Source organism: Pseudoalteromonas sp. Xi13 (assembly GCF_003952205.1).
GTDB classification, from domain to species: Bacteria; Pseudomonadota; Gammaproteobacteria; order Enterobacterales; family Alteromonadaceae; genus Pseudoalteromonas; species Pseudoalteromonas atlantica.
In genome coordinates this window covers 308,683-325,051 of the sequence record NZ_CP034440.1, presented here as the reverse complement: position 1 = coordinate 325,051, position 16,369 = coordinate 308,683, and the positions used below count along the sequence as shown (strand labels likewise).

13 protein-coding genes are annotated in these 16,369 nt (G+C 38.6%); 5 read left to right on the top strand and 8 right to left on the bottom strand.

Features of this window, described 5'->3' with window-relative positions; genetic code table 11:
• Positions 1 to 40: 40 nt before the first annotated feature.
• From EJ103_RS17915 to EJ103_RS17895, 5 genes are all read right to left on the bottom strand, one after another.
• Positions 41 to 3,169, bottom strand: coding sequence for a CusA/CzcA family heavy metal efflux RND transporter (locus EJ103_RS17915; RefSeq protein ID WP_024032674.1), 3,129 nt, complete (start codon positions 3,167 to 3,169; stop codon positions 41 to 43).
• Positions 3,170 to 3,179: 10 nt separating this feature from the next.
• Positions 3,180 to 4,076 carry an efflux RND transporter periplasmic adaptor subunit gene (locus EJ103_RS17910; protein ID WP_002962254.1) on the bottom strand — a complete coding sequence of 299 codons (897 nt, stop codon included), beginning with the start codon at positions 4,074 to 4,076 and terminating at the stop codon, positions 3,180 to 3,182.
• 70 nt (positions 4,077 to 4,146) lie between these two features.
• Complete coding sequence (locus tag EJ103_RS17905) at positions 4,147 to 5,439, bottom strand: TolC family protein (protein ID WP_002962255.1); 1,293 nt, start codon at positions 5,437 to 5,439, stop codon at positions 4,147 to 4,149.
• A gap of 73 nt (positions 5,440 to 5,512) precedes the next feature.
• A complete protein-coding gene (locus tag EJ103_RS17900; RefSeq protein ID WP_236695086.1) occupies positions 5,513 to 5,809 on the bottom strand; it encodes a hypothetical protein in 297 nt (98 codons plus the stop codon).
• A gap of 85 nt (positions 5,810 to 5,894) precedes the next feature.
• Positions 5,895 to 6,794 carry a cation diffusion facilitator family transporter gene (locus EJ103_RS17895; RefSeq protein ID WP_126009117.1) on the bottom strand — a complete coding sequence of 300 codons (900 nt, stop codon included), beginning with the start codon at positions 6,792 to 6,794 and terminating at the stop codon, positions 5,895 to 5,897.
• Between the two features lie 156 nt (positions 6,795 to 6,950).
• Here EJ103_RS17895 and EJ103_RS17890 point away from each other — a divergent pair, with 156 nt between their 5' ends.
• The 5 genes from EJ103_RS17890 to EJ103_RS17870 all read left to right on the top strand — a co-directional run bounded on the left by EJ103_RS17890 (position 6,951) and on the right by EJ103_RS17870 (position 14,021).
• Complete coding sequence (locus tag EJ103_RS17890) at positions 6,951 to 7,310, top strand: hypothetical protein (RefSeq protein WP_227006932.1); 360 nt, start codon at positions 6,951 to 6,953, stop codon at positions 7,308 to 7,310.
• An 81-nt stretch (positions 7,311 to 7,391) separates the two neighbouring features.
• Positions 7,392 to 8,609 (top strand): TolC family protein, encoded by a 1,218-nt coding sequence (locus EJ103_RS17885; protein ID WP_024032672.1) that lies wholly within the window; start codon positions 7,392 to 7,394, stop codon positions 8,607 to 8,609.
• Positions 8,610 to 8,673: 64 nt separating this feature from the next.
• Positions 8,674 to 9,930 (top strand): efflux RND transporter periplasmic adaptor subunit, encoded by a 1,257-nt coding sequence (locus EJ103_RS17880; RefSeq protein WP_055018869.1) that lies wholly within the window; start codon positions 8,674 to 8,676, stop codon positions 9,928 to 9,930.
• A gap of 11 nt (positions 9,931 to 9,941) precedes the next feature.
• Positions 9,942 to 13,142 (top strand): CusA/CzcA family heavy metal efflux RND transporter, encoded by a 3,201-nt coding sequence (locus EJ103_RS17875; RefSeq protein ID WP_126009115.1) that lies wholly within the window; start codon positions 9,942 to 9,944, stop codon positions 13,140 to 13,142.
• 684 nt (positions 13,143 to 13,826) lie between these two features.
• Entirely contained in the window at positions 13,827 to 14,021 is a 195-nt protein-coding gene (locus tag EJ103_RS17870; protein ID WP_004588794.1) for a (2Fe-2S)-binding protein, read from the top strand.
• Between the two features lie 71 nt (positions 14,022 to 14,092).
• Here the strand turns inward: EJ103_RS17870 and bfr (EJ103_RS17865) are convergent, their stop codons facing one another.
• The 3 genes from bfr (EJ103_RS17865) to EJ103_RS17855 form a co-directional block, all read right to left on the bottom strand.
• The gene (bfr, locus tag EJ103_RS17865) at positions 14,093 to 14,557 is read right to left on the bottom strand and encodes a bacterioferritin (RefSeq protein ID WP_004588793.1); all 465 of its coding nucleotides are present in this window, start codon (positions 14,555 to 14,557) and stop codon (positions 14,093 to 14,095) included.
• Positions 14,558 to 14,569: 12 nt separating this feature from the next.
• A complete protein-coding gene (gene bfr / locus EJ103_RS17860) occupies positions 14,570 to 15,043 on the bottom strand; it encodes a bacterioferritin (RefSeq protein WP_126009113.1) in 474 nt (157 codons plus the stop codon).
• A gap of 166 nt (positions 15,044 to 15,209) precedes the next feature.
• A complete protein-coding gene (locus tag EJ103_RS17855) occupies positions 15,210 to 16,280 on the bottom strand; it encodes a PepSY-associated TM helix domain-containing protein (protein WP_126009111.1) in 1,071 nt (356 codons plus the stop codon).
• Positions 16,281 to 16,369 lie beyond the last annotated feature (89 nt).

Here is a 16,369-nt window from a genome sequence, read left to right as displayed (position 1 = left end):
TAATTAGGCATAACTTAGTAATTAAGCTGCTTTTTTGCTTTTAGATTTCGTCGGATTGCTGTTTGTTACTCTCAGCGCCATGCGCCCATTGATATAAAATAGGCAATACAAACAAAGTTAAAATGGTAGAAGATACAATACCGCCGATAACAACTGTTGCTAGTGGTCGTTGTACTTCTGCACCAATTCCAGTGTTTAACGCCATTGGAATAAAACCTAAACTTGCGACCAGTGCCGTCATTAAAATAGGTCTTAAACGAATGATGGCACCTTCAATGATCGCTACGTATAGGTCGCCTTTTTCATGCCAAAGATCTCGAATAAAAGCCAACATAACCAAGCCATTTAATACTGCGACACCTGACAATGCAATGAAGCCGACACCTGCCGAAATTGATAAGGGCATGTCTCTTAAATAAAGTGAAAATACGCCCCCTGTTAATGCTAAAGGCACGCCACTGAAAATGATTAATGCATCTTTTAATGAACCAAATGCTATAATCAAAATACCTAAGATAACAACCAATGTTATCGGTACAACTAGGCTTAATCGCTTACTTGCTGATTCTAGTTGTTCAAACGTTCCACCATAATCAAGCCAGTATCCTGCTGGAATTTCTCCTTCCTGATTAATTTTAGCTTTAACTTCTTTTACAAAACCGCCTAAATCTCTACCACGAACATTGACGGTAACCACAACTCTTCTTTTTCCGTTCTCTCGGCTAATCTGCGCGGGTAAAGACTCTGATTTAAGCTCTGCAACTTCTTCAATTGGCACATAGTTACCATTCTCAAGTGGAAGCGGCAGATGCTTCAAGCTATCGATATCCGTTCTTATTTGCTCTGGTAGGCGAACAACTAACTCAAACCGTCTGTCACCTTCATAAATGATCCCCGCAGATTCACCGCCAATCGCAGTGGCAACCCAGTCTTGCAATTCGGTAACGTTCAATCCATACCTACCAAGCGCTTCTCGTTTAGGAATTACTGATAAAGATGGAACACCTGTGACCTGTTCCATTCGAGCATCAGCGGCACCATCCACGGTTTTCACAATATTTAGAATATCTTTTGCGGTAAGTAATAACCGATCCAAATCATCACCAAATATTTTGATGCCGACATCAGCTCTAACGCCAGAAATCAATTCATTGAAACGCATTTGAATAGGCTGAGTGAATTCATAGTTGTTGCCTGGAATGTTTTTCAGTACTTTTTCCATTTCTTCAACTAATTCACTTCTTGGTTTTGAAGGTTCGGCCCATTCTTTACGTGGTTTTAAAATAACAAAGATATCAGCAATACTCGGTGGCATTGGGTCGGTTGCTACTTCTGGTGTGCCAATGCGCGAGAATACTTTATCAACTTCAGGAAACGCTTTAATACGTTGCTCAAGTACTTCTTGCATTTCTACTGATTGCTCTAGGCCAGTCGATGGAATTCTTAATGCCTGTAGTGCAATATCACCTTCATTTAATTGAGGAACAAATTCTGTCCCAAGCGTAGTTGCTAACCAAAGGCTATACCCCATTAACAGCGTTGAGAATGAAACAATAATCCAACGAAATTTCATCGCCATTTTTAACAATGGTTCATAAATAGACTTGGTTGAACGAATAACTACACTTTCTTTTTCGCTGATTTTACCTTTCATAAACACAGCTACAGCAGCAGGAACCAGTGTAACTGAAAGGATCATTGCGGAAATTAACGCCATAACGACAGTTGCCGCCATAGGGTGGAACATTTTCCCTTCAACGCCAGTTAGCGTGAAAATGGGGATGTAAACAACAGTGATAATTGCCACACCAAACAAGCTTGGACGTATCACTTCTGAAGTGGCTTCAAAAACGGTATTTAGGCGTTCTCTTAAGTCTTGCCTATGACCGTTGTGTTGGGCCTGTGCTAACCTACGGACAGAGTTTTCAACGATGATTACAGCCCCGTCCACTATCAAGCCAAAGTCCAATGCGCCGAGACTCATTAAATTGGCAGATACTCCTGCTTGCACCATACCTGTGATTGTCATTAACATGGAAATAGGGATAACAGCAGCGGTAATGAGAGCTGCACGTAAATTTCCAAGTAGAATAAATAACACAACAATAACTAAAAGCGCACCTTCAACGAGGTTTTTGGTAACGGTTGCAATCGCTTTATCTACTAACGTTGTTCTGTCGTAAACAGGCTCTGCGGTAATGCCCTTTGGCAGAGATTTTTGTATTTCGCTGAGCTTATGTTCCACTTCTAAAGCAACGGTGCGAGAATTCTCACCAATCAGCATCATGGTTGTACCAAGCACTGTCTCAATGCCATTACGAGTAGCAGCCCCTGTTCTAAGTTCTTTGCCTATAGCAACATTGGCAACATCACTTATTTTTACAGGAATACCATCGTTCTTTTTGATGATGACATTGAGGATTTCATCCATTGTCGCAAGTTGCCCGATGGAGCGCACTAACACTTGTTGTCCGTTTTGCTCAATATAACCCGCGCCACGGTTATCATTATTTTTACGTAATGCATCAGAAACGTCTTCAAAGCTTACCTGATGAAAAAGTAATTTTTCGGGTTTCGGCGTTATATGATACTGCTTGTTATAGCCGCCGATGCTGTTGACCTCAATGACGCCTTTAACTTGAGCCAATTGCGGTTTAATGATCCAGTCTTGTATTTCTCTTAAAGCAATAGCGGTATAAGGCTCTCCATTAGGCATTTTAGCGTCAGGAGAAGCTTGTACGGTATACATAAATATTTCACCAAGCCCTGTGGAAATAGGACCCATCTCTGGCTCTAAGCCAGAGGGAATAACGCCTTTTATCGCAGCTAATCTTGCATTGATTAAGTTGCGTGCGAAATAAATATCGGTTCCCTCTTCAAAGATAACGGTCACCTGGGATAAACCATATCTTGAAAGAGAGCGGGTGTGAGACAGCTTTGGTAGTCCAGCTAATGCGTTTTCTACTGGAAAAGTTACCCTTTGCTCCGCTTCTAAAGGTGAATAACCGGGGGCAGAGGTATTTATTTGTACCTGTACGTTTGTTATATCTGGAACAGCATCAATGGGAAGTTTTTGATAACTCCACATACCAACGCCGATGATTACCATCAGCAAGCTTAATACTAAATAGCGCCTATTTATTGCAAGACGCAAAATTGATTCAATCATATTGCGTCTCCTAATCGTCGTCTTCTACTTCAGATTTCAAGATATCTGCTTTAATCAGATAACTGTTTTTGTTTACATATTCAGCGTCTTTACTGAGGCCATCAATGACCTCGATATAGTTTTTGTCTGAACGACCAAGGACAAGTGGTGCAAACTCGTACTCTTCATTTTCTTTTACAAAGACACCTAATTGTCCACCTAGCTCTTGTATGGCAACTTTCTCGACCGCTAAATCCACCTCAAATTGGTTTATCTTTACGTTGCCTTTTAATAATTGACCTGACGTTAGCTTTAACTCAGTGTTGTTTAATCGTACCCGTGCTAAAACATAAGGCTGATCTTTAGCTGGAATAATATTAGTGATGACTGAACTGAATGCGTGTTCACCTTGCTCAATATCAACATGCTGACCGACTTTGATTTGATTATATTGGCTGGTAAACACCTTAAATTCAGCCCACAAGGTGTCAAATTTGACGATTTCAAACAAGCTAGTGTTTTGCGTGATACCGCCAATATTTCCATTTCGCTGTAAAACAGTCCCAGAAACAGGCGATGTTATTTTATAAGTATTTAAGCTCTCATTAGATTCAATAACGGCTAATAGATCGCCTTTTTTTACCGTATCACCAACAGTGAAGTTTATTGTCTTTATAACGCCGTTATATCTAGCGCTAACTTGAAATAATTGTTCAGCGCCTATCGTCGTAGAGCCGTATACAGGGATAGTTTGGTTCAACGTTTTTGAAGCTAAATAGGCTGTTTCAACACCAACCTTTTTTGCCATGTTATTGTCGATTTTGCTTATGCCTTCTTCGCCTTCATGTTCATCTTCACTAGCGAAAACACTTTGAATGGGTGATAGATACCCAATAAAAATCAATAGTGCGAGTAAATAGTTTTTCATTTTGAATTCCTAAACGATTCAGTTAATCACTGAATCAATAAATTGTTATTAAACTTAAAGTGATGTTTATTTAGAGTGACAGCGCTTCGTTTGTTAGTTTTTCTATCTCTGCGCCATAAATTAGGGCAGCAGATGCCGCGTCAATAAGGGTTCGCCGAGCATTTAACAGCTCTTGTCTAGCCGATACATAATCAAGATATCCATATCGACCTTTTTGATAGGCGTCTTGAGTATCTTCCAGTGCATCTTCAAGCATTGGGATAACCGACTGCTTTAATGAATTAGCTGTTAATATGGCTTGTTTTCTATTGGAGTATGCTCGTAGTAAGTGATTTCTAAATCTTAACTTAGTCGCCTCTTTCTCTATGGCAACTTGGTCACGCTCTGCTAGCGCACTAGCGATTGCGCCAGAATTTCGCTTTTCAGCAAACAAAGGTAAGCTAAAGCCAGCGACCAGTGCCGTATCATTGGCTTCTTGAGAGCGCCTAACACCAACAGACCATTTGATATTGGCCGTTGACTCTGTTTTAGCCAACTGTAACTCGGCCTCTTTTAGTCGCTGCTCACTTGCATAAACTTGAATAGCAGGGTTTTTCTCTAATTTCGCAAAGAGACTACTAAAATCACTATCATTGCCAAATTGAAACAGATCTCCAGTTACTCTAGAGAATGACACTGATGTTTCTCCCCAGTAAGCTGATAAAGAAAGCTTTAGATATTCCAAGCGCTTTTGTTCAGATTGAAGGGTGAGGTTAGCCTGAGCAATAACTGCTTTTGAGCGTTTCACTTCAGCCTCAGGAGTAGCACCTGCGCGGTTACGCTGAGATACAATCTCTAAGGTTTCTTGTGCTAAGCTCAAAGCATTTTCTGCCAATATAACTCTTTGTTGGGCTGCAAGTACTTCCACGTACTTCTCAGTGACTTGAGCCATTAAATTAAGCGCAGAGACTTCTTTTTCAGCAGTGAGTAGTGTTCTTGATTTTGAAACAATTCCAATCCGCGCTGAGCGTTTATCTCCCATTTCGATAACCGAAGATAGAGCGACTGTTAATTCAGCACTGTCGAATGTATTAAATTCACCTGAGCCTGCAAAGTTCTCAGCTTCAAGCTCTAGTTCATAAGCAGGATTTAAACTTGCGATTTGTTCTCGTCCAATTAATGCCGTTTGCTTGAAATCAAATATTTTAAGTTCTGGATTTTGTTTAAGCGTCCACTGAATTGCCTCTTGAAGGTTTAACTGCTTCTCAAAGGCATAAACATTAAATGTAAAAAGTGACAAAGCGAGAAACGCGATATATTTAAGCCGAGGTGTTACACACCTTAAAATTGCTATCTTGCGATGCACACAGGTATTAAGTGCCATGTATACTTTCCTATAAATTTATATGTGATATTTAGGTCATTAACATTTGACCTTTCTTAATTTTCTATAAAATTTAGGCGTATTTAGGTGGGCGGAATGGCACCGAGATATAGCCTTTTAGCTCAGGGGAAACTAAGGCGTAGGTGAGGAAGTGATCTGTTGCTTGTAAAATATTACAAGAAGAATCTGTATTTAAAAATAACTGACAGCAGCAACAAAAATTACAATTATCAATTAAAGTTTGGCTATTACCCTCCTCAAATAAATTAGAGCTTTCAGGAGCTTTTAGCGGGGTAATAGACTCAGTTAGTGATATATTAAAAGAACTTTCAATTAAGTTTCCTTCAATCTCTTCTTGCGAAAAAAACACAGACTGCACCGCGATTAAAATCATTATCACGTATGATATATATGGTTTAAAATATGACGGGTGCATTCTTTTAACTACTTTCTACTTAAGACTTTAGCTGTAAGATGCGGCGAGCACCGTTTAAAACGACAACAGCAATAATCAAACCAATCACTAAATCTGGATAACGGCTGCTAGTTACTGTAACTAATAAGCCAGCTAAGATTACACCTACGTTTGCGATTACGTCATTTGCGGAAAAAATCCAACTCGCTTTCATATGAGCGCCGTCTTCTTTGTTGCCAAATATTAAAAACAGACAAGCAATGTTAGCGATTAGTGCTATTCCACCAAATATCATCATTAAAGAAGAGATAGGTTCACTACCGTAAATAAAGCGTCTTACGACTTCACTCAAAGCACCTAGCGCTAGAATAATTTGAAGTACACCAGATATATGTGCCGCTCTAAGTTTCATGCTTATGCTTTTACCGACAGCATATATAGCTAAACCATAAACAGCAGCATCAGCAAACATATCTAATGAGTCGGCAATAAGGCCAGCAGATTGCGCAATAATCCCAGCAATTACTTCTATAAAAAACATGACTCCATTAATGGCTAACAACCATTTTAGCGTTGATGCTTCTTTCATCTCATTTTTTTGGGCTAGATCTTTTGCTTTTGCAGCTTCGGTGCTGCCACTTTCTTTAGTTGATGCCAACTCTGCACCGAGATTGAGTTGTTGTAATTTTTTTGTTATCTCATCTAAATTTTCATCATGAAAAACCTTGACTAAACGGCTAGGAATATCAAATTGCAACCCAACTGAAGGCTCAATTGAGTCAAGTGCTAACCTAATCAATCTCTCTTCTGAAGGACAGTCCATTTGAGGTACTTTAAATGTACTGACAAACGCGCCACTATAGTTATCTAATTGTGTATCAATTTTTACATCTTCATTGGTAGAAGATGATTGACACTGACCACTACATTTTTCTGACATATTTAACACTCCGTAATAATATTAAAATAAGTATAAAATCTATAGTGGCTATAGAGTCAAATAAAAAATTATTTAATGTAAAAGCGTGGAAACTGAATTGAAAAGCTAGTTTAAGAAAATAGTTTCTGCTAGTATTTTAAATACTATATTTAACTGGTGATAACTTTGAACCTTAATGTTGTACTAAAAATGCTCTTGGTTATTTCGATTGTTTTACAATCGTTAACTGCTGTAGCATCCTCAACATCTGAGAATCACCAAATAGATATAGAGCACCTTCAAACTCAACATGATCATGCAGATGATCGAAATGTCTCAAATGATAATGTAGGTGATGAGCAGCATAATGAAAAAGATTGTCATCACTGCGGTCATTGCAGTGGCAGCCACTTATCTTGGATTTTAGTCAGTAATTCAAATACCACGGGCAAACTAAACATTATCAATAAAACGCCTTATCAAATTGATCAAACAAATACTTACCTTGAAGCGATACTTCGCCCACCCATTTCTTAATTAGATTGATTTTTAATGACCTATTTGTCCATGAGAAGGATAAAGGGTTCGTGTTTATAAATTAAAAAATTAAGAAGTTTTATGTATATATTTTTAAAAAATGCAGGTTTAACCCTGTCTTTATGCATGGCTGTGAGTTTTTCAGTTGCCACTTATGGCAAACAGAAAAGTATTTCATGGCTAGATAGTCAAATAAATAAAGATCCCGAAGTTGTTGCGGCTAAAGAGTTACTTAATGCAAGTAATCATAGAGCCAAAAGCTTAACTCAAGCCGTATATAACCCAGAGCTTGAAGCAAGCTATGAAAAAGAAGGTGATTTTGATAATTACTCTATTGGTATCAGTCAAACGATAGATTTTTGGGATAAGCAATCAACAAATAAAACCATTGGTGAAATTGATGTTTATGCAAACCAGCAACAATTGTTATCTCTACTCGATTCTAAAAAGGCTAATGCCTTAACTGCATTAGTTAATTGGCAAGCAGCAAAAAAAGCTGCTCAGTTACTTTCAGAAAGAGAAGAGCAATTGCAAACGCTCGTTGGAATTGTTGAAGACAAACGAAAAGCTGGACTTCTAGAGCCACTTGACGCTGAGCTAGTCTATTTAAACTTGTCGCAAATTTTTAGTGAAATATCTGAGTCTCAAATTGCTTTGAAAAATGCAGAGGTAAAGGTTCAGGAGTTATTGCCTGATTGGACGCCTAATACTACCAATTTGTTTTCATTTACTTTTGGAGCAACAAGCTACTCATTTAACTCCCAGTGGGTTGAGGAACATCCAAAAGTTAAACTTGCTAGAGCGAAATGGAAGGGACAACAATCTAAAGCTCAACTAACCACTATGGAATCTAAAGCTAATCCAACCATTGGCGTTAGCGCAGGGAAAAGTGGAGATGAAGACTTGGTTGGTGTGACTTTTTCAATGCCTTTAAACATCAGAAATAACTATACAGATAATGTTAAAGCCGCTTATTCAGAAGCCATTGCAGCCGAGGCGAATTTTCAGTCGGTATATCGAAAGCAGTCTTTTGAAGCAAAAGCTAATTATGAATCGCTTAATGTCAGTAGAAAATACTACGAGCAATGGCAAAAGCTCACCCAAGGTAGGTTGGCTAGCAGCGCAAATTTATTAAATAAGCGCTGGCAAGCTGGTGACATAAACACTTCTGATTATTTACTCGCATTAAATCAACGTGCGGAAGGGCTTCATGCAGGAATACGTTTGGAAAATCAATTCAAGCTTGCAGAAATATCCTTCATTTTAAGTATGGGTCAGTTATCCAAATTTGAGATTTGAGCGCTTTGTTTTTTCAGTAGCGAAAAACGAAATCTTAAATTTATTAAAGATATAGGTTACAAAAATGAATACAGTAATTAGTAAAAAATTTTTAGCCGTAGTAATTAGCAGCCTGTTAGTTGGGTTTAGTACAAATCATGATGCTTTTGCACAGTCGTCAGATGGAACTGGTTCTGTCACAAACGTTTCGAAACAAGAAGAAAAAGAACATCAAGATGAGCATGAACACGAAAAGGGACATGAAGAAGATAAAGGTGACCATGACGAGCACGGCCATGAAGGTGGTAATAGAGAGGGAGAAGAAGAACATGAAGAAGGTATCACTATTGATCCAAAGAAGATGTCGCTTGCTAACATTAAAGTGGAAAGTGTTAAGCCTGAATATCAATTTAGCTCCGTATATGCACCTGGCGAAATAAAAGCTAATGGCTATAAAAGTTATGTGGTATCACCACGTACAGAGTCAGTAATTATCAGTCGCCATGCAGCGCTTGGCGAGTATGTAGAAATAGGTCAGAAGTTAGTTACATTATTTAGTGAAGCAATGGCACAAGCACAAGCTGACTATTTAATCGCTTCAACCGAATGGCAACGTGTAAAAAAGCTGGGTAATAAGACGGTGAGTGAAAGTCGATTATTACAAGCTGAAACAACATACAATGCGAGCTATGGCAAGCTCATTGCTTTAGGGTTAACTGAAAAAGCAATAAATGGTATTTCTAACAAAGACATTAAAGCATTTGGACAATATGCATTAACGGCGCACCGTGAAGGTGTCGTGCTTCAAGACGACTTTATCCAAGGGCAACGTGTTGATGCTGGGGATTCAGTCATGTTGTTAGCTGATGAAAAACAACTATGGGTTGAAGCAAAAGTTTCTCCAAATAAAAAGCTAAATTTATCAATTGATTCTCCTGCGGTACTTAAATTAGAAGGCCAGAGTTACAATGCCAAAGTTATCCAAGAAGCCCATACAATTGATCCCGTAACTCGTACAAGAATTATTAGATTGGGGGTACAGAATGCTGATGATAACCTTCATTCAGGTATGTTTGTAAAAGTTTACTTTCAGTTTGCCACAAAGCAGAAAGTGATGGCTGTGCCAGAAGAAGCATTGATCCGCAGCGCAGATGGTGATTGGACCGTATTTGTCGAAGACCACCCTGGAGAATTTAAAGCTGTAGAAGTAGAACTAGGCCGAGCCTTAGGTGATTTTAGGGAAATCATTGGCCTTGATAGTGGGACGCGAATTGTAACCAAAGGCGCATTTTTTGTTGCTTCTGAAATCGCTAAAGGCGGATTTGATCCGCATAACCACTAAGGAGCAAGACTATGTTTAATAAAATAATAGATTGGTCTGTTAATAATAGACTCCTGATTTTGATTGCGCTGTTTGCCACAATTGTCGGCGCAATTATGGTTATACCAAAACTAAATTTAGATGCCTTTCCTGATGTTACTAATGTTCAAGTTGCTGTAAATACTGAAGCGCCAGGACTAGCTGCTGAAGAAGTTGAACAACTCATTACGTACCCCATTGAAGCGGTCATGTATGCCTTACCTGATGTAGAACAAGTGCGCTCAATTTCTAAGACAGGCTTGTCTGGCGTCACGGTTGTTTTCAAAGAAGGCACCGACATTTACTTTGCAAGACAACTTGTATTTGAGCGTCTTCAAGCCGCAAAAGAACTGATACCAGAAGGTGTCGGCACACCCGAAATGGGGCCAAACACCTCAGGGCTAGGCCAAGTATTTCAGTACCTTCTTATTTCAGATAAAGATGCAGGCTATGATGCTATGGCACTCAGGAGTCTCAATGATTGGGTAGTAAAATTACTCGTTATGCCTGTCGATGGTGTTACTGATGTACTCTCCTTTGGAGGTATTGTTAGGCAGTACCAAGTAAATGTAGATCCATCTAAGCTTCTTTCTTATAACCTAACGCAAGAAGACGTTGTTGGTGCCCTAGATAACAACAATGCCAATGTTGGCGGATGGTATATGAACCGTGGGCAAGAGCAGCTTGTTATTAGAGGTGCAGGTTGGTTTGAAAGTGGTGACGCTGGTATTAGTAATATCAAACAAGTTCCCGTCAAAACAGTTGATGGGACAGTTGTGACGGTTTCGGATATTGCTAAAGTTGAAATGGGCAGTGAAATTCGTCAAGGTGCTGTCACAATGACGCGCAAAACCGAAGACGGTAAAGTCGAAAATTTAGGTGAAGTTGTCTCTGGCATTGTCTTAAAACGCATGGGGTCTAATACTAAAGCCACCATTGATGGTATCAATGCAAGAATCCCATTGATTAATCAAGCATTGCCTAAAGGTGTTCGCTTTGAACCATTTTATGATCAGGCTGATTTGATTGAAAAAGCCGTTGATACAGTAGTTGATGCACTATTACTAGCATTTATTTTCATCTGTATTGTATTAGCACTATTTTTAATGAATATACGTGCAACCTTCCTTGTCCTAATATCTATTCCAATTTCAATTGGTATCGCGTTAATGATCATGGCTTGGTGGGGCATTTCTGCAAACCTTATGTCATTGGGTGGCATTGCCGTAGCCATTGGTATGCTAGTTGATGGTTCAGTCGTGATGGTTGAAAACATGTTTAAGCATTTAAATAGACCAGACTCTACCCATTTAAAAACTGTAAAAGAAAGAGTGCCTAGTGCTGATACTGATCCACATGATGTAGAACAAGATGAGCATGGTATTAAGTTACGTCTTCAAAATGCGGGTAAAGAAGTGGCTCGTCCCGTATTTTTTGCAGCTTCTATTATTTTAGTTGTATTTACGCCTTTATTTAGCTTTGAAGGTGTTGAGGCAAAGTTATTTCAACCTATGGCAATAAGCATCATTTTAGCTGTTATATCTGCTATTGTGGTTGCGTTGTTTTTTGTACCCGCTTTAGCTACTTATTTATTTAAGTCAGGTGTAAAAGAGAGGGAAAGCTTTGTTCTTAGGCCATTAGACAAACTCTACAGAAAAGGGCTTACATTCGCACTAAAACGCACCAAATTAGTCATTTCAGCCGCACTTATATTAGTTTTCTCTGCCTTTGCATTAGTTCCATTAATTGGTACTGAATTTGTACCTGAGTTAGAAGAAGGGACGATAAACTTAAGAGCAACGCTTGCACCTTCTTCCAGTTTAGATACCGCGCTCACTGTGGCACCAATTCTAGAAGAAAAACTAATGGCTTTTCCTGAAGTAACCTATGCATTAAGCCGAATTGGTCGAGCAGAAATAGGTGGAGACCCAGAGCCAGTGAATAACATCGAAATTTACATAGGGTTGAAGCCTGTTTCTGAGTGGACCAGTGCATCTAATCGATATGAACTTCAAGGAAAAATGGAGAGATCTCTAGAAGAATTCCCTGGGTTGCTACTCAACTTTTCTCAACCTATTGCGACTCGTGTCGATGAGCTACTATCTGGTGTTAAGGCTCAGTTGGCGATAAAGTTGTTTGGGCCTGAACTTGATGTACTGGCGGCTAAAGGTCAAGAAATAGAAACAGCAATTAAAAACATTGAAGGTGCAAGGGATGTTGCATTGGAGCAAATTGCTGGTGAAGCGCAATTGGTGATAAGTCCTAACAGGCAAGAACTATCACGCTTTGGATTGTCTGTGAGTGACATAATGGAGGTTGTGCGTGATGGTATTGGTGGTGTTGCAGCCGGACAAATAATCAATGGTAATGAACGTTATGATATTTACGTTCGCATAGAGGAAGAGTACCGAAGTAACAAAGAAGCTATTGCTGATATTCGGCTTCAATCACCTACTGGTGCTTGGGTGCGACTGGGTGACGTAGCCTCAGTCTCATTTGAGTCAGGCCCACCACAAGTTAGACGCGATGATGTACAACGAAGAGTCGTTATCCAAGCAAATGTACAAAATCGAGATATGGGAAGCGTGGTTGCCGATATCAGAACGGTAATTGCTGAAAAGGTTGACTTACCTTCAGGTTATTCTGTTTCGATTGGCGGCCAGTTCGAAAGTCAAAAACGTGCTCAAAATAGGTTAGCTATAGTTGTACCTTTATCGTTAGCACTAATCGCACTACTACTTTACTTTGCCTTTGGTTCTGTTGGTCAAGCTATGCTGATATTGGTCAACGTGCCGCTTGCTGTAATTGGCGGAGTTTTCTCCTTATATTTATCTGGACAATACTTGTCTGTACCAAGCTCCGTTGGCTTTATTACCTTATTTGGTGTAGCGGTATTGAATGGGGTCGTTATGGTAGAAAGTATCAACCAACGTATTAAAGACGGTCTAGAAGCATCTAAAGCCGTTTTTGAAGGCGCTACTTCAAGATTAAGACCTGTACTTATGACTGCTATAACATCAGCTTTAGGTTTGATACCGATGTTAATGTCTAATGGTGTTGGTGCAGAAATACAGCGCCCATTAGCGAGTGTTATTGTTGGCGGCTTGGTAACTGCAACACTGTTAACATTATTTGTTTTACCTGTTTTATATCGCTGGTTTTCAGAGAAAAAAATAAAAGAGCTATCCAGATAAAATTACTGTGAACTCTAACCCCACGCTAAAGTCACGTTTAGCGTGGGGTTATTGAGTAGATGAACGAAAAGAAAGATTAGATTTAACAATAAACTAATAGTCATGACTGCTTTGTCGGAATATTTGTCGTTAAACAGGCCAAAGCTAACTTCCGCTTTCGTATCTTTGCAGTCTTAATCTCTATGTGTCTCAAGGTCGGCTTATGGCACAGAGCAGACCGCCGGTAATTATTGAGTGATGCAATCCACGGCTATAACTGCCCATGAATACAAGTTCTTTATGTAATGAAAAATAAAGATGCGCTGTTGCTACTCCGCAAAGCATCGGCCTAAATAAACTCTACCTCGAAGTAAACCGATTAGCTTTCGTATAACAGATAGGGCAAATTATCAATTCAAATCACTTACTGTAATAGATGTTTTCAAGCGATTTCTCGTTGTTTAAGAAATTTACCTAATAAAAAACATAATTATTTTTAGAGTGTAATTTAGTTAATAAATCTCAATTTAAGTGCCATATTTCATTATAAATCAATAAGTTCTCAACGCGCCGTGAATTCTCGATTTAAGTGGCACTGATCATTTTTTTGAAAAATAACTAATTTTTATTCCACAAACAATTGATAACCATTATTGTTTAGATTAATATGCACCTACTAAATGAAATTGAGAGTAGTTTGTATTCATGTATATTTGTCTTTGTCACGGGGTGACCGATAAAAAAATTGAGCAAACAATTGACGATGGTGCAACTACCATGCGTGAATTAACTAAAGAGCTTAAAGTAGGCAGCCAATGCGGTAAGTGTTGTTGTTGTACTAAAAAGATCCTAAATCGCAAACTTATTGAGATTGCAGATATTACCGATCAAGTCGCTTAATTCATTATTACAAAATTCAAATACAAAAAAAGCAGCTTATAAAGCTGCTTTTTTTATGACCTAAATTTACCTTACAGTTGAGACTGTAAGTAATTTTCAAGCCCCGTATTTTGAATAAGTAATTGCTGGGTTTCTAGCCAGTCAATTTGTTCTTCCTGCTCGTTCAAAATATTGTCGAGTGCTTCACGGCTAATATAATCTTTTTTGTTTTCAGCTAATTTAATTGCACTGCGCAAATCATCAATTGTATCAAGCTCAAAGCTCATATTTGCGGCAATCATTTCTTCGCTGTTTTCGCCAATGCGTAAACGGCCTAGGTCTTGTAAGTTAGGTAAGCCTTCTAAAAATAAAATACGTTCGATTAAACGATCGGCGTTTTTCATTTTTTGAATTGAAACTTTGTAGTCTGCTTTATCAAGCTGGCTAAAACCAAAATCTTTAAACATGCGGGCATGCAAAAAGTATTGGTTAATACCCACAAGCTCATTAGCGAGTACTTTATTTAAAGCTGCTATAACGTCTTTATCGCCTTTCATACTTTATGCTCCTTACTCGCCCATTTGTGCTTGGTAGTAGTTTTGCGTACCAATTTTATCAATTAGACCAAGTTGTTGCTCTAACCAATAAACGTGATCTTCTTCGGTATCAAATAATAGCTTTTCTAACACTTCGCGAGACTGATAATCTTGCTGCTCTTCACAAATAGCAATTACCTCTTTAACACATGCAACTACTTCAAGCTCTAGTGTTAAGTCGTTTTGCATCATGCTTTTTACATCGTTACCAATTAAAAGGTCACGGCGTTTAGTCATGTTAGGCACGCCTTCTAAGAACAAGATGCGTTTTATTAGCCAATCAGCATGATCTTTTTCTTCTTCCATTTCATGGTTAAGGCGTACATATAATTTATCTAAACCCCAGTCATCATACATGCGTGAATGAATAAAATACTGGTCAATTGCGGCTAACTCATTGGCTAGCAAAGTATTAAATGCATCGATTACTTTTTGATTACCTTTCATGATAAATCACCTTAACTATTTTAATTGTGCACAGTGTAGTTAAATTTGCGTGTTTTGCAAGTTTTTCTATAAAAATCATTAATTTACAATTGGTTTTGATTCTTATTTAAATTTGCGTTATTGCTTGGTTTATGTACAGTTTTGCATTTTCATTTAAAGGGTAATGCTATACCCATTTGTGCCGTTTGCACCATAAATAAACACCACTGAGTATAAAAAATGCTAACGACAGTGATAATAAAAGCCATACAAATTTTACAATCGGCCCTGCAAATGCGCCAGTATGAAACACATATTTAAAGTTCCATACATGGGTGACTGCATTTGCTTTACTGGCATCATACGCGCTAAGCACTTTAGCGTTGTATGGATTTACCCACACCCAGCTATAAGCATGGCTTTCTCCTGGGTTTTGTATGCGTAAAGCGATTGGGTCATTGTGTTTTTTAGGTAAGTAAATACGATACAAAATCCCCTCAGGAAATACATCAAGGGCTTTATTTATTGCTTGGTCGTAGTTAGTAATTGCAGTTGATTTTGCTATCACTTTTGGCGCTTTAGGCCTATTTTGTACTTGAGAAAATGCCACGGTTTCTACTAATGTTTTGGTCGCGCTTTTCCAATTAAAGGTGATACCTGTAAAGGCTATAAGCAATAGCGGTAATAAAACATAAACACCCATCACGGTGTGTAGCTGATACATAAGTACTTTAAATTTGGCTTTAGGTTTAATCGCCAGTCGTTTTAGGCGGTTTTTAGGCTTAAACCATAAATAAAAACCCACTAACACATTTATTATTAATAATAGGGCGCATACAGAGACCACGTTTTTTAGTGGTTTTTCACCAGAGACTGTTTCAAATAATAGCCAGCGATGCAAAGCAAGTGTAAAACCATTCAGCGTGTCATTTGTCTGGTATTGAAAAATTACTTTTCCTGTATACGGGTTCACACTGGCGTTACTGCCATCACCTAATCTAAATTGCCAGCTGGCATTAGGGTTACTAAGTGGCATAAAGCGGGTGATTTTTTTATCTGTTTGCTGCTGTACTGCGCGGATTAACTCTGCGTGGCTAAGCGTTTTGGTTTGTGGTTCTACCTGCCATTTGTCGGGCTGAATATAATATTGTATGTCATTTGCATAAAGTAAAATGGCGCCGCTAATACTGAGTATTAACAAAAAAAGGCCACTTAGTAAGGCAAGGTATAAGTGAATTCGACGTAACCAGATTTTCAAAAGTAATCTCTATAATAAGCAGTTACAGCGATTGTAAGTGATAGAACAGGTGTTTATCAATTTATAAAATGTGACCCTTTGTGTAAGCA